13 protein-coding genes and 2 tRNA genes are annotated in these 21220 nt (G+C 33.8%); 3 read left to right on the top strand and 12 right to left on the bottom strand.

Annotation, left to right across the window (positions count from 1 at the left end; genetic code table 11):
- Positions 1 to 793: 793 nt before the first annotated feature.
- From ACUXZJ_RS06055 to ACUXZJ_RS06000, 12 genes are all read right to left on the bottom strand, one after another.
- Positions 794 to 1804, bottom strand: coding sequence for a hypothetical protein (locus ACUXZJ_RS06055; protein WP_063743640.1), 1011 nt, complete (start codon positions 1802 to 1804; stop codon positions 794 to 796).
- A gap of 12 nt (positions 1805 to 1816) precedes the next feature.
- The gene (locus tag ACUXZJ_RS06050; RefSeq protein WP_063743639.1) at positions 1817 to 3271 is read right to left on the bottom strand and encodes a peptidoglycan DD-metalloendopeptidase family protein; all 1455 of its coding nucleotides are present in this window, start codon (positions 3269 to 3271) and stop codon (positions 1817 to 1819) included.
- Positions 3272 to 3302: 31 nt separating this feature from the next.
- Positions 3303 to 4172 carry a DUF3828 domain-containing protein gene (locus ACUXZJ_RS06045; RefSeq protein ID WP_063743638.1) on the bottom strand — a complete coding sequence of 290 codons (870 nt, stop codon included), beginning with the start codon at positions 4170 to 4172 and terminating at the stop codon, positions 3303 to 3305.
- 35 nt (positions 4173 to 4207) lie between these two features.
- The gene (locus tag ACUXZJ_RS06040) at positions 4208 to 5389 is read right to left on the bottom strand and encodes a glycoside hydrolase family 24 protein (RefSeq protein WP_081248758.1); all 1182 of its coding nucleotides are present in this window, start codon (positions 5387 to 5389) and stop codon (positions 4208 to 4210) included.
- A gap of 79 nt (positions 5390 to 5468) precedes the next feature.
- On the bottom strand, positions 5469 to 6476 hold the full coding sequence (locus ACUXZJ_RS06035) for a hypothetical protein (protein WP_145915587.1): 1008 nt from the start codon (positions 6474 to 6476) through the stop codon (positions 5469 to 5471).
- Positions 6477 to 6478: 2 nt separating this feature from the next.
- Positions 6479 to 9511 carry a M23 family metallopeptidase gene (locus tag ACUXZJ_RS06030; RefSeq protein ID WP_063743636.1) on the bottom strand — a complete coding sequence of 1011 codons (3033 nt, stop codon included), beginning with the start codon at positions 9509 to 9511 and terminating at the stop codon, positions 6479 to 6481.
- A gap of 18 nt (positions 9512 to 9529) precedes the next feature.
- Positions 9530 to 9925 (bottom strand): PAAR-like protein, encoded by a 396-nt coding sequence (locus ACUXZJ_RS06025; RefSeq protein ID WP_063743635.1) that lies wholly within the window; start codon positions 9923 to 9925, stop codon positions 9530 to 9532.
- A gap of 592 nt (positions 9926 to 10517) precedes the next feature.
- Positions 10518 to 12608 carry a peptidylprolyl isomerase gene (locus tag ACUXZJ_RS06020; RefSeq protein ID WP_060383388.1) on the bottom strand — a complete coding sequence of 697 codons (2091 nt, stop codon included), beginning with the start codon at positions 12606 to 12608 and terminating at the stop codon, positions 10518 to 10520.
- A 98-nt stretch (positions 12609 to 12706) separates the two neighbouring features.
- Entirely contained in the window at positions 12707 to 12898 is a 192-nt protein-coding gene (locus ACUXZJ_RS06015; RefSeq protein ID WP_060383389.1) for a hypothetical protein, read from the bottom strand.
- Positions 12899 to 12998: 100 nt separating this feature from the next.
- The gene (lptC, locus tag ACUXZJ_RS06010; protein WP_235588318.1) at positions 12999 to 13502 is read right to left on the bottom strand and encodes an LPS export ABC transporter periplasmic protein LptC; all 504 of its coding nucleotides are present in this window, start codon (positions 13500 to 13502) and stop codon (positions 12999 to 13001) included.
- 43 nt (positions 13503 to 13545) lie between these two features.
- Positions 13546 to 14769, bottom strand: coding sequence for a hypothetical protein (locus ACUXZJ_RS06005; RefSeq protein WP_063743634.1), 1224 nt, complete (start codon positions 14767 to 14769; stop codon positions 13546 to 13548).
- Positions 14754 to 15494 carry a type III pantothenate kinase gene (locus tag ACUXZJ_RS06000; protein WP_063743633.1) on the bottom strand — a complete coding sequence of 247 codons (741 nt, stop codon included), beginning with the start codon at positions 15492 to 15494 and terminating at the stop codon, positions 14754 to 14756. Before ACUXZJ_RS06000 ends, ACUXZJ_RS06005 begins: the two co-directional genes overlap by 16 nt.
- 119 nt (positions 15495 to 15613) lie before the next feature.
- On the opposite strand from ACUXZJ_RS06000, the gene ACUXZJ_RS05995 reads away from it, so the two are divergent.
- The 3 genes from ACUXZJ_RS05995 to ACUXZJ_RS05985 all read left to right on the top strand — a co-directional run bounded on the left by ACUXZJ_RS05995 (position 15614) and on the right by ACUXZJ_RS05985 (position 17165).
- Positions 15614 to 15686: transfer RNA gene (locus ACUXZJ_RS05995), tRNA-Phe, on the top strand.
- A gap of 36 nt (positions 15687 to 15722) precedes the next feature.
- Positions 15723 to 15795: transfer RNA gene (locus ACUXZJ_RS05990), tRNA-Phe, on the top strand.
- A gap of 173 nt (positions 15796 to 15968) precedes the next feature.
- Positions 15969 to 17165 carry a tyrosine-type recombinase/integrase gene (locus ACUXZJ_RS05985; RefSeq protein ID WP_446196022.1) on the top strand — a complete coding sequence of 399 codons (1197 nt, stop codon included), beginning with the start codon at positions 15969 to 15971 and terminating at the stop codon, positions 17163 to 17165.
- Positions 17166 to 21220 lie beyond the last annotated feature (4055 nt).

Raw genomic sequence — 21220 nt, 5'->3', positions numbered from 1 at the left:
AATTTAAGCACCTCTAAGAACTTTTCTTCTTAAAAAATAAAAAGTTCTTAGAGGTTTTTCACATATTCTTTAAGTTATCTATTAGAATATTTAAATTTTAAAAATACTATAAAAAGCTTTTAGCCTATTATTGATTTAATTAATTCTCAGCTATTTTAATCAATTCTTCCATTTTTTGCTTTAAGTCGGCTAGAGTATTATAAATTTTCATTGAAATTTTATCTTTTATCCATTGCCAGATTTTTCAGCAGGATTGAGTTCTGAACAATATGGAGGAATTGGTAACAGAAATATGTTCTCAGGAATTATACCATTTAAACTTAAAATATAGTGGATTAAAAAGTAAAATTCTCGATCTGTTTTTTTTTATTTTAAAACAACTTTAACAAACGGTTGAGTATATAATTGAAATCATCGTTAGTTCGAGCGCGAAGCGCATCGAGAATCAATACTATTTTTTATTGCTTTGTAGGATAGTGCCTAAATCAACATCATGCGATTCTCTCTTTACTCGAAAGATTGCGAACTTTTTGGACAGTCTCAAGGTTAAAAAAATAGTATTATGAGGAAATTTCAAAAGTTTAAATGGTATTATTTGTTTCATAATTCTAAATTTTATCTCCATTACTGTCAAATTTTGTTTTCATATAATTTTCAGGATTAACTCTTGAAGAAACAATATTTTTTCGCCTTTGTCATACGAGGTGTTTGCCAATGCTTTTACAATATCCTTGGGTAAGCTTTAATAGAAAATATTTAAAAGCTCCTAGTTTAAATAGTAGATGTGTAAATATTAATATGTGCATTTATTTAAAACTATATATTCTTCATCTATTCCTTTAGTATTAAATTGAGATTTTTTCATAATCCATTCTTTTGATTTATTATTATAAAATCCAAACCACCAAAAATATATCTTATTATTTTTTAATTCAATTTTTGCTATGTTTTTATCTTTAGAAATATTTGAATCTAATTTATTTTCTTTTGCTAAAGGCGACTCCATATCTTGTTCATCAAATCTAAGAAAGTATATATTTTCAGAATCGCTTTTAGTCAATTTTGCTGATATAAAAATAGCTGGAGGGGCAACATCAATTATAGCTCCAAGATTGTCATCACTTCCATAAATTTCAATTCCAGAATTTTGTTTGCTACAGTCAATTTTCCAAAGACCTTCAAATTTACTATTTGAAAAAACTTTTAATTTGTTATTGTTGTTTTTTTCTAATAAAATAGATTTTGATGTATTCACTATTATATCTTTATATTTTGAACCTAATTTTATTATTAATTCGTTATTGTTCTCATTGATATCAAAAATATATTTTATTTCCTTTTCATTAGAATCAATATTTAAGTCAAAATATTGACTCGAAAGATATTCTATTTTATTAGGAGTTAATTTGTAGATATTAAAAATATGACCATATTCTAAAAACGAATCAAAAATCAGAATCATTTTTTCATTATTTTCAAATAAAAAACTATCCACACCTAAATCAAGGATTTTCTCATTAATTGTGTGAACGTAATTATTATTGTCATATTTAAATTCAATTAATGTTTTGTTATCAATCGCATTAAATTTATACTCTAAATTCTTTTCTTTATTAATACATTTTGTGGGAAAAAATTGCTTTCCTTCACAATTTATAGTGAGTTGAATGTAACTTCCATTAGTCAAAGTATCATTAATGATATTAGCTTCACTTTTGGATTTACTAAGTTTTGAATTAGCATTATTCTCTTTGCATGAAATTAAAATAAGTGCGATTATTATTAATTTAATTATTTGTTTCATCTTAATATTTTTTTAGTTGCCTGCGGCGTTATCTTGAATTTGTCTTTCTGAATCACTTAATTCTTCTTCATTTTTATAATTTATATAGTACGCTGGATTATATCTATCTGAATACCCACTTGGATTTTGCTTACTTCTAATTTCAAAATGCAAATGAGGTCCTTTCGTATTTGTTGCACCACTAGTTCCTGTTTTTCCTATTACTTTATCCAAATTGGACTCTGTTATTTCTTCGTTTAACACAACTAGAACTTCACTTAAATGAGCATACATTAGGTAAACGTCTGTACTTTCAGAAATACCTTCATACTCGTCAAAATCACCATATCCATTAATGTCATATTTTTGAGAATCATATGATCTCTGAGATTTAATATAATAAGGCGAATAATTTCTTCTTTGTTCTTTAAAATTATTTAGATAATTAGAATCTACTTTAAAAACTAATCCATTCCCATAACCAGTTCCAGGAGTCAGTGATACAACTTTACCTGGTAAACAGGCATAAACATCAGTTCCTATTTTTGCAAATAAATCTAATCCATGATGAGGTCTGGCTCCATTATCATTACCTGTCATATCGGTTCTGACTCTGCCAAAAGCAGAACGCCAAGGTCTTTTACTTCCACCAAAAGTATATATTGTTATTTGACAATTTTTTAAAGGATTTTGCCATTCAACATCATTTTTTTTACAGCCACAACTATAACCAAATCCTTTTAAAAAACCCTTTTTTAAGTGCAAATCACTTTTATCTTCTAATTCTTCTTTAAGGAATTTATCATAATAGCCTTTGCAATCTTCTTTTGTTTTTGTTGGTTGACCATATGGGGCGTCTGGTAAACTTGCCCAACACATACTTGAAGTCAATAATGCTTTGTCAAAATTATTATTAATAATCATTTGAATTATATCCCCAAAAGCATTACTGAATTTTTCTCTATTTGGTCTCTTTTCACCACTTTTAGTATAAAAGAATTCATGAGGTCTTTTTTCAGTATAGCTATGTTTTAAAATTACCAAACATAATTTATCTTGAGATTCTTGATTGAAATTTGGAATATTATATTTGGTTCTATAAGTGGCTAGTCCATCATAAGTGTCAGCCATTATTTGATAAGCTCCTGCTGCGGAAGAAGAATAATTTCCCGATTTAATTACCTCATGTGGATGGTCATTCATATCAGAGAATTGACTTCCACTGTATTGCGTTGTATAACCTTTTTCTCCCTCTGTTCCTTCACCAACTCTCAGCATCCTCATAAATGCTCTTATTCTCGCTTCACACTCACATTTTTTACCTATTTCAAAATACTCCCCATCTTTTTTCAAAAATTCGCCTTCGTGTTTTTTTACATCACCTTGGCATTCTGCTTGTAGCCACAGGTATTCGGTGGGTACTTTGTAGGTATCGAAAGTAATTTTTTCGCCTTTGTTATACGAGGCATTTACTAATGCTTTCAGCATGTCATCTGCCTTGGCATTTTTTTTATGCTAGTTACTCTTTATTTTTTTCTAATAAAAGAATATTCTTTTTACCTGTTAAGCTATCAATGTACGAGCTTTCAAGATTATATTCGCTTTTTTCATCTTTCTTGATTTTAATGAAACTATTATCTTCCATTCTGAAAATTAATTCGTGATTGTTTACACTTATTAACTTTAGCTTTGAATCTTTTTCTTCTACATAACTAAATAGATGAAAATTTTGAAATTTTTTATTGATTTTTATATTGAAATTAGCCCAACCTCTAGGGTCAGATGATTCATCTTTTAGTCTTAAAAATGTCCCATTATAATTTCCAATCCAGTTGATTAATTTTAAATCGCTAGTGCTGTCTGAATTTGTGAGAGTTTTTTCTGAACTTGAAGTAGTTAAATTTAAATATTTATCATTTAAAATACTGTTGATTAAAATTTTTCCATTGTTGTCTTTTTCTAATAAATAATCGATGTTTACCCTTTGTTCATTTTTATTCCCGAATAATATAAAACTTACTCTAAATTCATTTTCATTATTTAAAGAAATTATTTTTAAAGTATTTTTGATTGATTCACCATTATAGTCTTGTGCTTTTATAAAAGGATCATAATCTAAAACAAAATTTTCTTCATTTCTTAGGCTATCAATTTTAAACTTAATTCTTTCAGAAAGATAAGAGTTCAATTTCTCATTATCAATCTTAATATTGTCGTCAAAATAAAATTTTGAATAAAATTCATTTAACATTAATATACCTTGAACAGAATCATTTTCAACAACTAAAGAATCTTTAGGAATTTTATTATTTGAATTTTCCGAATTTGAATTTTCTTTACATGAAAGAAAGAAAAGACTTAAAATAACTATTTGGAATATTTTTTTCATATATAATTAATTAACATAATATTAAAATTTTACAATCATTCCCATCTGTAAATTGAGTATTTTTTTTCTATTGAGTATTGATTTGCAACCCAAAAGCTTTTTTGCTTAAAATCTGAAACCCATTCAGCTCCATTATACATTGCAATATGTCCATAAGAATGCCCTTCTACAGCTCCAAATGCCACTATATCTCCCTTTTTTAATTGTATTGCATCTATATCTGTACCTATTTTTTTGAATCCTAATCCAACAAGTTTATCAGTGTCATAATATTCATATGCGTGTCCAGAGAGATTTTTGATACCACCAGCATTTATAGCTTTTCTTACATATAATGCGCATTTGCTCAAAGATTTAGGTTCAGCATTTGAATTGATATAATCGACAGCTTTATCTATATCATAACCAACTTTAACAATGGTAGATCCATTTTGACAACAATTGTATCCAAACTCTTTTAAAAATCCTTTTTTAAGATGTAATTTACTTATATCCTTTAATTCGTCTTTTAGAAATGTTTCGTAATGTTCTAATATTGTTTTCATTGGCGTAACAGGTTGAGGCTTTCCTTTAAATAAATATCGACTGTTATCACCTTTTTCGGGTAAACTTGCCCAGATTCTGCTTGCACAATTTCTTATTGCTTTTTCTGTTTGATCACTTATTATCAAATCGATTAATTGTGAACAACCTGGATGTTCTTTTAATAAAAGAATTGCAAACTTATCTTGATTTTCTTCACTAAATGAATTTATACCATAGTCTTTCCTTTTTTTAGAAAAATTTGTATCATCCCAAGTATATCCCATTACTTGATAGGCACCTGATGCTGTAGATCCTCCATAATTTATCCTTGGATGGTCACTTAAATCATCGATGTGGTTTCCACCGAATGCGGTTGTGTAACCTTTTTGAAAGTCATTATCAATGTATACTGTTTGTTTTAATTTTTTATCATAAGATTTAACCAATTCACCTGTTCCTTCACCAACTCTTAACATTCTTAAAAAAGCTCTAATCTTAGCTTCACACTCACATTTTTTCCCTATCTCAAAATAAGCTCCATCTTTCTTCAAAAATTCGCCTTCGTGTTTTTTGATACTACCTTGGCATTCTGCTTGTAGCCATAGGTATTCTGTTTTATTTGTTCCTTTAAATAATAGAGGAAGGATATCATTTAAAAATATAATATTTGTTAATAAAAATCGAAAATACAAATAAGAGTATTACAGCAATTGTAATAAAGAAGTAATTTGTCCACTTTTTTTAGGAATTACAGTTTCATCATCAATTAAATTATTCACATTTTTCAAGTGTAATTTCAATTTCTTTATTTAATTCACTTAAAAAATCATTTTCTAAAAACTCTCTTTTTTTAGTTTTATTATTATAAAAACCGAGCCATTTAAAATTAATCTTACTATCATCTCTCTTTTTAATTTCAAGAACCATTGATTCGTTCATGAAATTTTCCCAATCTAATTTTGCACCTAATGAACCTTTATCTTTAGGAATTTCTTTCAATTTATATGATATTGTATTATTAGATTCATCAATTTTCTCTAAGTTAATATATATTTGGTTGTAGATTAATTCTAAATTAACATATTCTTTGTTAAACTCAATTTTGGCATTACCGTTTAGACAATCTGATTTCCAAACTCCATTTAAACTGAAATTATCTTTTATTTTATTTTTATCTTCATTGATTTTTCTTGAAAGATATAAATAACTATTATCAGAATTAAAATTTTCAGGTATTTTAGAATAACGAGCAATTTTTGATTTGACAAATTTGTACTCTAACATGTCTTTATCAACACTAACTTTTAAAAAGTCATTGATACTTGTCGTCTCAGAATCAGCCCTAGGTTCTTCAATATAAAAAGTATTACTTATTTTATTATTGTTAATTATTACACTAAAATACCATGAAGTACCAATGTCAGCGGTCGCTTCTACTATAATGTTGCTAAGTGTAGATGATAATTCATTTATAAAAAATGAAAATCCTGGGCCATCATAACTTTTATTTAATTCTATTTTTCCTAATGATATATTATCTTTTTTTAAAATATAAGTATTCGTACTTGATTTATCTTCAATAATAATATAGTTATTGTAATAATATGAACTATTATTTTCTTTAAAAACATTAAAAATAGTTTCAGATTTTAACTTTTTACTTTCATTAATTTCGGATAATTCTAAGTCTTCTTTATTTGATATGTTATTATTTTTATTACTATTTTCCTTGCAACCAAGCAATAATAAAAAAGTTAGTAATCTAATCAGATTTTTCATAATTATTTGTTTTTTGTTTTGGTTTGTTTTGGTTCATCAATACTCTCTAAATTCACAAAAAAAGCTGGATTGTGTCTATTAGATAAACCACTACCATTCCCAGATGATTTCATTGCTACTTCAAAATGTAAGTGTGGATTAACAGCATTTTTCGCATTTCCTGTATCACCAGTTTTACAAATTTCTTCTCCAGATTTCACTTCTCCAGAGGTAATTAATGCAGACTCTAGATGAGCATATCTTAAATAAATATATTCTGAATCTAAATCAAATCCTGAACCACTTATTACTTCATCAGCAAACTCTAATTCATAGCTGTTTTTAGAATTTCTTAAATCCTCTCCCTTAACTTTTAAAACTAATACATTACCATAGCCATCATCTCCCTCATTTTTATAGCTTACAATTTCACCATCTAAACATGCAAAACAAGAAGTACCTACCTCAGCAAATAAATCCAACCCTTGATGGTTTTTCTTGGTGCCATCTGGTTTTAATCTAACAGGACCAAAAGCTCCATTTTGTTCTTTATGAACTCCTGAGGAATTATAATAAGTACGTTGAGAATTTTTCAAAGGATTAGTCCATTTTGATTTTTCTCCATTATTACAGCATGTAATTCCTAATTCTTTTAAAAATCCTTCTTTTAAATGTAATGGGCTTTTTTGAGAAATTTCTTCTTTAAAAAATTCTTCATAATGTTCAATACAATCTTTAAGAGGGGTTGCTGGTTGCAATTTGCCATTTAATTTGTAATGACTGTTTGTTTCGTCCTCAGGTAAACTTGCCCAAATAAAGCAAGCTTCTTTATTTATTGAATTCTTAATGTCATTATTTATAATTTTTCTTATCAAATTTGGTCTTTGTTTATTCATTAAAACAAGACAGATTTTATCCTGTGATTCTTCGCTAAAATCATTTATATTGTATTTTTTCAATAAATCATTTTTAGAATTATATACACCAGTTTTACTTTTGTTTTTTACTTCAAATCCAGACAATTCCCACCAAACATATCTCATCACTTGGTATGCACCAGCAGCACTTGATTCGTCTTCATAAATCAATTGAGGATGAGTAGATAAGTCATTAATTTTATTTCCACCATAAGCAGTTGTATAACTTTTTTCAAAATCATTTTTAACATATACCGTTTGCTTTGTTTTCTTATCATAAGACTTTATAAGCTCTCCTGTCCCTTCACCAACCCTTAACATTCTCATAAATGCTCTTATTCTAGCTTCACACTCACATTTTTTACCTATTTCAAAATACTCCCCATCTTTCTTCAAAAATTCGCCTTCGTGTTTTTTTACATCACCTTGACATTCTGCTTGTAGCCACAAGTATTCGGTAGGTACTTTGTAGGTGTCGAAAGTGATTTTTTCGCCTTTGTCATACGAGGCATTTGCCATTGTTTTTACAATATCCTCAGATTTTGCAAATTTTTTATTTTTAGCTAATTCGTCTTTTATTTTTTTAATAATTATTCCTGCAACCGTTTTTTTCTTGGCATCGGTACTAGTGTCATTTTTACCTCCAAAAGTATAAGTATGTTGTCCATCTTTTATTCCAGCCAGTTTTTCTTTCCATTTTTTTAAATCTCCGTCAGATTTTGGGCGGAGTTTGATTTTTATTTTAGCTTCTCCTTTTTCTACTGTAGCTTTTAATGTGGTTAATTCGGCACCATCTTTTTTAGCTTCTTGAATGGGTAAATCCGCAGCTTTAGCTATTAAAATTTCTTCTTTTTCTTTTATTTTAATGTTTACTTCTTTTCCTTCTAGCAATACGGTTTTTGCTACTATATATATTTCTTCTTCAAGTGGAGCATTGTTTATTTTAACCAAATTAGAACCTAGCTTATATACGTCAAAAGATATTACTTCATTTTTAGCATAAGTAGTTTTAGTTAAAGCAGCTTTTATATCGTCTAGTTTTGAATATTTTTTATCTTTTCTTATTGCTTCATCTACTTTTTTCTTGATGATTGTAGCAATTTTATCTTTATCAATATTTTTGTTCTCGTTTTGAAATTTATATTGATGGGTTCCTGTTTTTTCAGTTGTTTCTTTTGTAAATTCTTCTTTGGCAAAGTAAACATCAATAATAGTTTCTACTGAAGCCTTCTCCACCTTCGTTTTTCCTATAACAGCGGGGCTTTTTCCTTCGGGGATTTCAATGGTGTGGGGTTTGTCTCTTTGAGCGATTCCTTGGGTTTCTGCCCAATCCCATATTTCGTCTATGGTTTCTGAAATGCTTCTAAATACTCCTTTCTCTTCTTTTTTACTCCTTGGTTTGTGCTCTGCCGGAGAACCTTTGGCTTTTTTAATTGCCGTGGGTTGTGATGGTTTTTTATTTTCTGTGGGTGATGGATTTTTTACTTCTACGTTTGAGGTTGTGTGTTTTTTGGTTTTGTAATATTCTACTGTTACATAAAATTCTAGTTCTCGTATGTCTGTCTCGCCTTCCATGGCTTTTTTCATTAATGCTTTGGTTAGCATAAAGTCTACTTCTGCATCTCCGTATAGGTCTACTTTTGCTTTTTTGGTATCAATGAGTTGGTTGGTTGTATTGTGTCCGCTGCCTTTTGCATCGTCTTCCCATAAGGTAAATAGGACTTCTTTGTTAAACATATTTATGCAATGGGCTTTGGCTCGTAGTTTTTCTGTAAAACTAAAAACGCTGCCTTTGCTATCGTCTACGTAGTTTAGGTCTACTTTGCAGATTTTCGGGATTTTGCTGGCTTTGGGGGTTATGATTAATCCGCCTCCTTCGGGTTGGTATAAATACCCTTCTAATCGGTAGGTCTCTCCTACTGAGGATTCGCCAAAGGTAAAACTGCTGTCTCCTTTTTTCTTAATATGGGTGGTGGTAAATCTACCATCGCTTCTTTTTTTGAATAGCTCCCAGGTAACCTTTGCTTGTTCTCTTTCGGATATCGGGGTATTAGGGTACCATTCGGATATGTGATAGGTGTATTTTTCGCCTACTGTCGGCGAGGTTACTCCTGATATTGCGGATATGCCTTTTTTCATTATAAATCTGTGTTTTTATTACCAAGCTTCGTTGTTTTTACTGCTGATTTCTTCTTGAAATTCTTCAAAATTCATAATGGGGTTGTATAAATGTTGTTCTCGTGGATTGGCTTTTTTTACTTGGCTTTTACTGCTTTGACTTTGTTGTCCGTGTTTTAAAATCGTTATTTTACCTCCTGTACTGCACTTTAATTCGGATATTTCGGTAACGCATTTTTTGTCTAAAATTTTTACTTTGTCGTAGGTTTTACTCCATTTTCCGGCTGCTACTTCTGTCTCTAATAAGTCTTCTAAAGGGCAATATAGGTTGTGAAATGCTCGAAGATGGGCTTCGTCTTTTGTAGCAAATTTTTCAGCTAGGGAGTTTAGCGTATCTCCTTTTTGTACTACGTGTACAGACCGACTGATGTTCATAAGTTTAAAAATATAAAAACAGAGTGTAATAACATTTACTTATTTATTTTACTAACAAATTTATAATAATTACACTAAACTATCATATTATTGTTTTTTTTATTAAATGCAATTTAATTATTATTTTTTTATTTACAAATGTGTTTTTTATAAATTCATTCAGCCGATATATAACAATTTATAATTTAAAAAAATTATATAAAAATAAAAAGTAATCAATGAGCTTTTATGACAATGGAGTTTATTTTTTTATCGTTTTAGATGTTTTTTAGCATATCTTATAATAAATTTTCTTAAAATCAGAACTTATACTATTTAAACTTTAAAAACACTTTAAAAAACATTTGTATAAAATTCATAAGCTATAATTATGGCACAGCTTAATTTTCTGGGTATTAAGCTGTATTAAAGTAATTTTCTATCCGATTTTCAAGCGTTTTATATTCATTTTTATCACAAAGTCTAATTGTTATTTCAATTTCTAAAATCGAGGGCATAAAAATCAGTATAGTAGTATAATTTTATGATTTGTAATAATACAAAAGAGGTTACCTAAAGGTAACCTCTTTTATGTGTAATAGTTTTAAGACTATTAGTTAAATTGTGCTCTATTATCTTCAATTTTAGCATCACGTTTTAACAAGTAAATTAATCTACTTGCTGAAGCCCCTTTAGATTGACTTCCTAAACGTGCTATAACTTCTTTAAAATCTTTAGATGGTGCTGCCTTTTTAGCTGCTTTTACTTTTATTTTAAAAACACCTGAATTACCTGTAATCAATGGCGATACTACACCTGTTTTTAATGAAAATGCTGCTCCTACTACTTTAGGTTCAGGTCCTACTGATTCAATAAAAGATCCTGCTGCTGATACGTCTTTTGCTTCTTTTACTGGCGAGCCTGTTGCTTTAGCGACAGCTTCTAAAGTAGCACCTTTCATTTTTTCTTCAATTAATTTGGCTTTTTTCTCATTTCTTAATTTATATCCAAAAGCATTTTTTGCTTCTTCAATAGACATTAACCCTGAGTCATTAATTGATTTTATTTTTGCAATAACATGTGCATTTGGTGTTTGAAAACGTTTAACATCATCTTTATCTGCTGTAAATGCCCAACGTACAATCTCTCTCTGTGGTCCTACTCCTGGAATGTTTTCATCCAAAGCAAATACTCTTGCTGCTGGTGCTACTGTTAATTTTTCTGCTTTTACTGCTGTATCAAATCCTTTTTCATTTGCTAATATTTCAAATTTAGATGCTTTTGTAAACGCTTCATCACTTGTAGCTTCAGAAGGCAGAATTTTTTGAGCTATGGTTGCTAAACGGATTCCATCTTGTTTATCTGTTACTTGAATTATGTGGTATCCAAATTCAGTTTCTACTAACCCTATTTTGCCTACAGGATTTCCAAACACAAAATTTTCAAAGTTTTTAGTCATTTGTCCCTTAGAGAAATACCCTAAGTCTCCTCCTTGTTGTTTAGAGTTATCATCTGAATTAGTCATTGCTAACATAGGAAAAGAACTTGGATTAGCTTGTACTTGTGCTAATAAAGCTGTTGCCTTTGCTTTTGCTTCTTCTTTTGTTCTATTTGCTTGAGGACCAGCTGATCCTTTAAATGATAATAATATATGACTAGCCTTGGCATTAATTCCTGCTTTCTTACCCATTGACTTAGAAATACAATAATACTGACCAAAAATATAAGGTCCGTAAGTTGCACCAGAAGCTATATTAAATAGGGCTTCTGCATGATCTACTGGTAAATCTTTTTTAGCAATGTAAGTAGAGTCATATTTAATATCTGAATTGGCATTTACAAACTCAATTACGTTTGATGTATTACGGAATCCAGCTAGTGTGTCATTTTTACCAGTCTTCGCGTTATATACAACAGATGCGTTCATTAAAGCGTTTACCTTGTCTTTAACTGCTTTTTCATCAGCTACTGATGGTTTATCTTCTATTACAACATATTCTAATTCACGAGAAGGTTCTGCTTGGTACTTTTTCTCGTTTTTCTTCATATAAGAAACAATTTCATCATCCGTCAATTCAACTTTCTTATCTTCTATTGTTGAATAAGGAACAGAAACTAAATCAAAAGTAACTTTATTATTTTCTAATTCATAATTAAATTTACCTTCTGCTTGTGTAGTATAATAAGCTCCTTTGATCATTGAATTATACATTTGCTCTTTTGCAAATTGAGCTACTGATTTTTCATAATTCAACCACTGATTCCATGATTCAGGTTGTTTTTTCATGGAGTTTAAGAACTCATTAAATTTTGCTTTATCAAATTTACCAGCTGCATTCAAAAACTGTGGGTTTTGTGAAAATTGAGGATCTTCTTTAATTACATTAATTAATTGATCGTCACCAATTCTTAAACCTGTTTTTTCAAACTGATCTTCTAATAAAACTCTTCTAATTTCTTGTTCCCAAATACTATTACCCGCTTGTGTAAAAGAAACTCCTTGCTGACTTTTTTGTAAAGCATCAACTTTATTTCTAAAATCCTCAAAAGTAATATCTACACCATTAATAGTACCTGCATTTCTTGAATTGAACATAGAAGTCCCATTTTCAATTAAGGCACCTATTACGAATGCAAATAATGACAAACCTACAATACCGGCTACCAATAGAGAACGCTGTCTAATTTTTGATAAAACTGCCATTTTATATCTTAATTTTTTAATTCAGTTGGCGAAAATACAACTATCTATGAAATAATAAAATAAGTTCGCTTTTATTTTAGGTTAAAGTTTATTTTTTTCTAGTTATTATCTCTATTCTCAAATTTCTTAGCAAAATTTCTTCTAAAGAAAAACATTGCAATGGCACCTAGTCCTAAAAAAAGGGTTAGATAAGACATATCATTACCTGAATTTATTTTTGTAAAAGCATCATATAATAAGAAAGCTGCTGCTACTAAATAGGCGTATTGGGTGTATTTCATATATTTCATAAGTTCTATATTTATTTTATGATACAAAAATTGATTTTGTCTTTACTATTATTATTTCAGTATATTTTTTTATACTATCTATTTTTTACTTTTTTTTGAACTATAAGCTATAGGTTCCTTGTATATTTTGTGTATCTAAGAAACTAAAATCTTTACTAAAATCAATACCTACTCCATTAATTGCACTTCCATTATTAGTAAATTTAAATGGTTTTTGGGTAAAAAACCATTCATTTTTTTGATCATAGTACAATTGTTCTGTTTCTAAACGTTTTCCATCATGAGTTGTAATAATTACATTCTTATTTAATTCTATCAGATCTGTTTTACTATAGATTATAGCATATTTAGAGGTCACTAAACTCTTGTTTCCTTTCTCATCATAAACTTCTAAATTCAATCCATCAGGAAATTCATTAAATGGAAATTCGGCTGTAGTATAGTCTACCATTTTTGGTGAGATTAAAACAGCTTTAATCTTGCCTGAATCAGTATATTTTAAATTAAATTTTTCAATTTCTCCTATAGGATTAATTGATGTAACGCCTATTTTACGAACTTCTTTAATACTATTCTCGCAAGACATAAAAAAAAGTGAAGCCATTAAAAATAGCGACACTTTAAGCTTTCTTTTTTTTGGCAAAAGATTAATCATATTTACGTTTTACAAACCATCTATCATTAAACGAAAATCCTATAGAAAAATTTATATAATTTTCCTTAATAAGATTGGATGTTGTTGTTCCTTTTTGCCCATATTCAAATCCTATATTAACATTAGAGAAAGTACCTCCTAATGGCAAGCCTACACCTAAAGTTATAGCTTTATCTTTTATAGATTCTCCTTGAGCTAAAATACCTATATTTTCATAACGGAGTCCTCCTCTATACACTACTCTATTTAAATACCCAGAAAAAGCGTTGTATTTAGGTATATAATATCCTCCTAATGCTATTTTAGCTTTTCCTTCTCCTTCAAGTGCTTTATTATTATCTAATTCTATATCACCTTTTGTGGCAAACGAGGATTCAAAGCCAATAGCCCATTTTTTGTCTATCCCAAAAGTTGATCCGAATGTAAACTGATTACGATTATTTCTAAATGAACTTTTTTGCTCTGTACCAAAATTAATTTCAGCTCCCGTGACTGTGTAGATCAATCCTTTATTTTTTAGATCTTCAACTTTTAATCCTAAAGGCAAATCAACAGTTCCTGAAGTAACAAAATCATATTTTGCTATTTTTGTTTTATAATACCCTCCTAATCTAATATTTCCTCCTCTAACTTCATACTTTGAGCGTTCAAACGTAGCGTTAGCATCAGTATCATAGATAGATATAATATTTTTTTGAATTATCCCAAAATCGTAATCAAATTCCACTCCTAAACCAAGTTTAGATGTTACTTTGTATCCTATTGAAAGATAAGCTCTATTCATTCCGCCTAATCCTTCTGAATTACGAGTATTTAGTCCTTCTTTAGAATTAATTTTATATCCTACATAAGAATTAGCGTACAATCCTACTCCAACACCTAATTTATTGGTTAAAGGAAAAGCCGCTGTAAGATAATCAAAAGTAACGCGCTGTGCTTTTTCTTCGAGCAAAGTATTTTTAAATTTCATTGATGAAAAAGCCCCCCCCATAGATAAAGTGGTTAGTTTTATATTGGATAAACTTGCAGGGTTTTGAAAATTTACATGAATACTATCCATCATCACTCCCATTCCTGCCATTGAGCGATTTTCGACTGAGTTAGCAAATTTAGTCTCACCAAGACCATAAGATGAATAAAATGAGGCTGAACCTGTTTGAGCAGTATTCTGTAAAGTAAAAAGGACAAAAGTTCCTAAAATTATTTTTCTAAACATTGTATTTGGTATTGGTATATACGATTCAAACTTTCTAATAAAAAATTTGGATTCGCAAATATGGTATTTTTTAATCGTTTAGCCAAAAAATTAGCATCTCCACCCGTTAAAATTATGATAATTTTTTCTTTATCTCTTATCATCTCATCAATATAGCCATCTATTTCAAAACATAATCCATTAACAACTCCTGAGTGCATAGATTGAGCGGTTGAATTTCCTATTAGTCTTTCAGGTTCTTCTAAATCTAATAATGGTAACTTGGCGGTGTAATCATACATGGAGGTGTAACGAAGTTTTAAACCAGGAGAAATTGCTCCTCCATGATATTTATTTTCTTTATCTACAAAATCGTATGTAACACAAGTTCCTACATCTATAATTAACCTATTTTTAGATGGAAATTGCAAAACAGCACCTGCTGCCAAAACCATACGATCAATCCCTAACGTACTAGGTGTTGCATATTGATTAATAAAAGGAAACTTACTTTCTCTTGAAATCTGTATTACTTTCCATCTTTTTTGAAGCCATTCAATCTGTTCTTTTTTTAGTTTTCCAACCGAAGAGAGGATCAAATTCTGACATAACGGATATTTTTTATTTTTTTTTTCCATTTCACACAAGAAATTTTCGAGTAAAAAAGATTCTGACTCTAAAAACATATCTTTCTCAAAAACAGCTATTTTAACTCTTGTATTACCAACATCAACTGTTAAAACCATGGTATCTTTTTAATTATTCACAAAGATATAAATAGATTTTTTTAAAAAATGTTTTGCAGAAATGAAAAAAGCTACTATATTTGCATCCGCATTCGAGAAGCAATAACGCTTTAAGAAATGGTACCTTAGCTCAGTTGGTAGAGCAACGGACTGAAAATCCGTGTGTCCCTGGTTCGATTCCTGGAGGTACCACAAATCAGAAGATGATTGACGTTCAAAAAGATTATTGGTACCTTAGCTCAGTTGGTAGAGCAACGGACTGAAAATCCGTGTGTCCCTGGTTCGATTCCTGGAGGTACCACAAAACCCACTCAAATATGAGTGGGTTTTTTGTTTAAAGTCCTTATTTTATTGGGTTTTATGCTTTTTTTGATAAATACAAATAGCAAAGAATATCAATATATTTTCTACCCATTTTCTACCCAAATATTAAAATTTAGTTTGTAGGTTTGCAGTAACGAAATACTTAAACTTATGAATAAAACACGCTATACGGCTGTATTCAACCGTAAAAAACAGCTAAATAAACAAGGTAAGGCACTACTACAAATTGAGTGCTATTTGAACGGTCGCAAAAAATATTTTTCTACAAATATTTACATTGAACCTAAAGACTGGAACAACAAAACCCGAACCATTAAAACGGATTACCCGAACGCAATTAAACTAAACAAGCAAATTACTGAAACTTTGCGAAATTTAGAAAACTTTGAACTTGACAAAATCAATAACGGTAAGCCGTTTAACTTAAATATGTTAGATGATTTTTTCAAAGGCGAAGCCGTTAAAACTTTTACCGAGTTTATGGAGCTTGAAATACCACTACTTGAAAGTAGTAAGGGAACTAAAAACAGTCAATTAACCACTTTGAAAAAGTTAAAAGACTTTAAAAAAGTGATTTATTTTGAAGATTTAACCTTTGAATTTTTGCACGATTTTAATTTGTATTTGACAAAACAAACGATTACTTATAAAAAATTACCTCCTAAAAAATTAACCCAATCCACTATATCAAAGTACTTTAAGAATATAAAACGCTTTGTAAACCTTGCTATCAATAAGGATTTAATGAACGTGCAAAACTACCCTTTCAGAAAGTTTAAAATAAAACAAACAGAAAGTAAAAAGGTTTTTTTAACCCCTAATGAAATTGAATTATTTGAAAACGTGGAACTTACAGACGAAAACAAAAAATATCAAATTGTAAAAGACTTATTTATGTTTTCTGTTTATACTGGATTGCGTTATAGTGATGTTTTCAGTTTGCAAAAAAAAGATATTGTTTCTATTGGTGGTAATGACTGGCTTATTAAAACAATGGAAAAAACAGACGAAAACGTAAGGATTCCGATTTATACAATTTTTGACGGTAAACCCACTCAAATACTAAATAAATATACAAATTTTGGTAGTATCTTTTGTTTTGAACACTTGACAAACCAACACTGTAACAGACAATTAAAGGAAATTTGCAAACTGGCAAAGATTGAAAATAAAAACTTAACCTTTCACGTTGCAAGGCATACAACCGCTACATATTTGCTATACAAAGGCGTTTCTATTACAACCGTTCAAAAGATTTTAGGACATAAAAAACTGGCTACTACTCAAATTTATGGGCATATTATGGATACTACAATAGAAAACGAATTGAAAGCCGTAAATTTTTAAACTTTCATTTTTCAACTATACAACCGCTCAAAATTGGGCGGTTTTTTTATGCAACAAACAAAAAAAGTACCCCAAAACTAAAATAATTATTTTTATTAAAAACTGGCTTTATCCCTTACAGATAAAGGAAAGTTTAGTACCCTAAAAATGTATATTGCTTTTTTAGGGTGTTTTTTTTTAGCATTATAATTTGTATAGGTGCTGAACCAATGCGATGCGAACCAATGGACTGCTGAACGTGGGAACTGGCAACCAATCCAGTGCTGAACCGAACCAATGCGATGCTGAACCAATGCGATGCGAACCAGTGGACTGCTGAACCGACCTAATCCAGTGCTGAACCAATCCAGTGCGAACCAATGGACTGCTGAACGTGGGAACTGGCAACCAATCCAGTGCTGAACCGAGCCAATGCGATGCTGAACCAATGCGATGCGAACCAGTGGACTGCTGAACCGAGCCAATGCGATGCTGAACCAATCCGATGCTGAACCAATGCGATGCGAACCAGTGGACTGCTGAACCGACCTAATCCAGTGCTGAACCAATCCAGTGCGAACCAATGGACTGCTGAACGGTGGAACTGGCAACTAATCGACTGCTGAACCGAACCAATCCAGTGCTGAACCAATCCGATGCGAACCAGTGGACTGCTGAACCGAGCCAATGCGATGCTGAACCAATCCAATGCGAACCAGTGGACTGCTGAACGTGGGAACTGGCAACCAATCCAGTGCTGAACCGAGCCAATGCGATGCTGAACCAATGCGATGCGAACCAGTGGACTGCTGAACGGTGGAACTGGCAACTAATCGACTGCTGAACCGAGCCAATGCGATGCTGAACCAATCCGATGCTGAACCAATCCGATGCGAACCAGTGGACTGCTGAACCGAGCTAATCCAGTGCTGAACCAATCCAGTGCGAACCAATGGACTGCTGAACGGTGGAACTGGCAACTAATCGACTGCTGAACCGAACCAATCCAGTGCTGAACCAATCCGATGCGAACCAGTGGACTGCTGAACCGAGCCAATGCGATGCTGAACCAATCCAATGCGAACCAGTGGACTGCTGAACCGAGCCAATGCGATGCTGAACCAATCCAGTGCGAACCAGTGGACTGCTGAACCGACCCAATCCAGTGCTGAACCAATCCAGTGCGAACCAATGGACTGCTGAACGTGGGAACTGGCAACCAATCCAGTGCTGAACCGAACCAATCCAGTGCTGAACCAATCCGATGCGAACCAGTGGACTGCTGAACCGAGCCAATGCGATGCTGAACCAATCCAATGCGAACCAGTGGACTGCTGAACGTGGGAACTGGCAACCAATCCAGTGCTGAACCGAGCCAATGCGATGCTGAACCAATGCGATGCGAACCAGTGGACTGCTGAACCGACCTAATCCAGTGCTGAACCAATCCAGTGCGAACCAGTGGACTGCTGAACGTGGGAACTGGCAACTAATCGACTGCTGAACCGAGCCAATCCAGTGCTGAACCAATCCGATGCGAACCAGTGGACTGCTGAACCGAGCCAATGCGATGCTGAACCAATCCAGTGCGAACCAGTGGACTGCTGAACCGACCCAATCCAGTGCTGAACCAATCCAGTGCTGAACCAATGGACTGCTGAACGTGGGAACTGGCAACCAATCGACTGCTGAACCGAACCAATCCAGTGCTGAACCAGTGGACTGCTGAACGTGGGAACTGGCAACTAATCGACTGCTGAACCGAACCAATGCGATGCTGAACCAATGCGATGCGAACCAGTGGACTGCTGAACCGACCTAATCCAGTGCTGAACCAATCCAGTGCGAACCAATGGACTGCTGAACGTGGGAACTGGCAACCAATCCAGTGCTGAACCGAACCAATCCAGTGCTGAACCAATCCGATGCGAACCAATGGACTGCTGAACGTGGGAACTGGCAACCAATCGACTGCTGAACCGAGCCAATGCGATGCTGAACCAATGCGATGCGAACCAGTGGACTGCTGAACCGACCCAATCCAGTGCTGAACCAATCCAATGCGAACCAGTGGACTGCTGAACCGAGCCAATGCGATGCTGAACCAATGCGATGCGAACCAATGGACTGCTGAACGTGGGAACTGGCAACCAATCGACTGCTGAACCGAGCCAATGCGATGCTGAACCAATGCGATGCGAACCAGTGGACTGCTGAACCGACCTAATCCAGTGCTGAACCAATCCAGTGCGAACCAATGGACTGCTGAACGTGGGAACTGGCAACCAATCCAGTGCTGAACCAATCCAATGCGATGCTGAACCAATCCAATGCGAACCAGTGGACTGCTGAACCGACCCAATCCAGTGCTGAACCAATCCGATGCGAACGAGTGGACTGCTGAACCGACCTAATCCAGTGCTGAACCAATCCAGTGCGAACCAATGGACTGCTGAACGGTGGAACTGGCAACTAATCGACTGCTGAACCGAACCAATCCAGTGCTGAACCAATCCAGTGCGAACCAATGGACTGCTGAACGGTGGAACTGGCAACTAATCGACTGCTGAACCGAACCAATCCAGTGCTGAACCAATCCGATGCGAACCAGTGGACTGCTGAACCGAGCCAATGCGATGCTGAACCAATCCAATGCGAACCAATGGACTGCTGAACGTGGGAACTGGCAACCAATCCAGTGCTGAACCGAGCCAATGCGATGCTGAACCAATCCAATGCGAACCAGTGGACTGCTGAACGTGGGAACTGGCAACCAATCCAGTGCTGAACCGAGCCAATGCGATGCTGAACCAATGCGATGCGAACCAGTGGACTGCTGAACGGTGGAACTGGCAACTAATCGACTGCTGAACCGAGCCAATGCGATGCTGAACCAATCCGATGCGAACCAGTGGACTGCTGAACCGACCTAATCCAGTGCTGAACCAATCCAGTGCGAACCAATGGACTGCTGAACGTGGGAACTGGCAACCAATCCAGTGCTGAACCGAACCAATGCGATGCTGAACCAATGCGATGCGAACCAGTGGACTGCTGAACGGTGGAACTGGCAACTAATCGACTGCTGAACCGAGCCAATGCGATGCTGAACCAATGCGATGCGAACCAGTGGACTGCTGAACCGACCCAATCCAGTGCTGAACCAATCCAATGCGAACCAGTGGACTGCTGAACGTGGGAACTGGCAACCAATCGACTGCTGAACCGAACCAATCCAGTGCTGAACCAGTGGACTGCTGAACGTGGGAACTGGCAACTAATCGACTGCTGAACCGAACCAATGCGATGCTGAACCAATGCGATGCGAACCAGTGGACTGCTGAACCGACCTAATCCAGTGCTGAACCAATCCAGTGCGAACCAATGGACTGCTGAACGTGGGAACTGGCAACCAATCGACTGCTGAACCGAGCCAATGCGATGCTGAACCAATGCGATGCGAACCAGTGGACTGCTGAACCGACCCAATCCAGTGCTGAACCAATCCAATGCGAACCAGTGGACTGCTGAACCGAGCCAATGCGATGCTGAACCAATGCGATGCGAACCAGTGGACTGCTGAACCGAGCCAATGCGATGCTGAACCAATCCAATGCGAACCAGTGGACTGCTGAACCGACCCAATCCAGTGAGAACCAATGGACTGCTGAACGTGGGAACTGGCAACCAATCGACTGCTGAACCGAACCAATCCAGTGCTGAACCAGTGGACTGCTGAACGTGGGAACTGGCAACTAATCGACTGCTGAACCGAACCAATGCGATGCTGAACCAATGCGATGCGAACCAGTGGACTGCTGAACCGACCTAATCCAGTGCTGAACCAATCCAGTGCGAACCAATGGACTGCTGAACGTGGGAACTGGCAACCAATCCAGTGCTGAACCGAACCAATCCGATGCGAACCAATGGACTGCTGAACGTGGGAACTGGCAACCAATCGACTGCTGAACCGAGCCAATGCGATGCTGAACCAATGCGATGCGAACCAGTGGACTGCTGAACCGACCCAATCCAGTGCTGAACCAATCCAATGCGAACCAGTGGACTGCTGA

The sequence above is a fragment of the Flavobacterium sp. TN-1 genome (assembly GCF_052828645.1).
This window is presented reverse-complemented; position numbering and strand designations above follow the sequence as displayed.

What these genes read in the sequence shown, in the direction of transcription:
- ACUXZJ_RS06055 (WP_063743640.1), bottom strand. Translation starts at nt 1,804, where the DNA reads ATGAAACAAATAATTAAATTAATAATAATCGCACTTATTTTAATTTCA.
- ACUXZJ_RS06050 (WP_063743639.1), bottom strand. Translation starts at nt 3,271, where the DNA reads ATGCTGAAAGCATTAGTAAATGCCTCGTATAACAAAGGCGAAAAAATT.
- ACUXZJ_RS06045 (WP_063743638.1), bottom strand. Translation starts at nt 4,172, where the DNA reads ATGAAAAAAATATTCCAAATAGTTATTTTAAGTCTTTTCTTTCTTTCA.
- ACUXZJ_RS06035 (WP_145915587.1), bottom strand. Translation starts at nt 6,476, where the DNA reads ATGAAAAATCTGATTAGATTACTAACTTTTTTATTATTGCTTGGTTGC.
- ACUXZJ_RS06030 (WP_063743636.1), bottom strand. Translation starts at nt 9,511, where the DNA reads ATGAAAAAAGGCATATCCGCAATATCAGGAGTAACCTCGCCGACAGTA.
- ACUXZJ_RS06025 (WP_063743635.1), bottom strand. Translation starts at nt 9,925, where the DNA reads ATGAACATCAGTCGGTCTGTACACGTAGTACAAAAAGGAGATACGCTA.
- ACUXZJ_RS06020 (WP_060383388.1), bottom strand. Translation starts at nt 12,608, where the DNA reads ATGGCAGTTTTATCAAAAATTAGACAGCGTTCTCTATTGGTAGCCGGT.
- ACUXZJ_RS06015 (WP_060383389.1), bottom strand. Translation starts at nt 12,898, where the DNA reads ATGAAATATATGAAATACACCCAATACGCCTATTTAGTAGCAGCAGCT.
- lptC (WP_235588318.1), bottom strand. Translation starts at nt 13,502, where the DNA reads ATGGCTTCACTTTTTTTTATGTCTTGCGAGAATAGTATTAAAGAAGTT.
- ACUXZJ_RS06005 (WP_063743634.1), bottom strand. Translation starts at nt 14,769, where the DNA reads ATGTTTAGAAAAATAATTTTAGGAACTTTTGTCCTTTTTACTTTACAG.
- ACUXZJ_RS06000 (WP_063743633.1), bottom strand. Translation starts at nt 15,494, where the DNA reads ATGGTTTTAACAGTTGATGTTGGTAATACAAGAGTTAAAATAGCTGTT.
- ACUXZJ_RS05985 (WP_446196022.1), top strand. Translation starts at nt 15,969, where the DNA reads ATGAATAAAACACGCTATACGGCTGTATTCAACCGTAAAAAACAGCTA.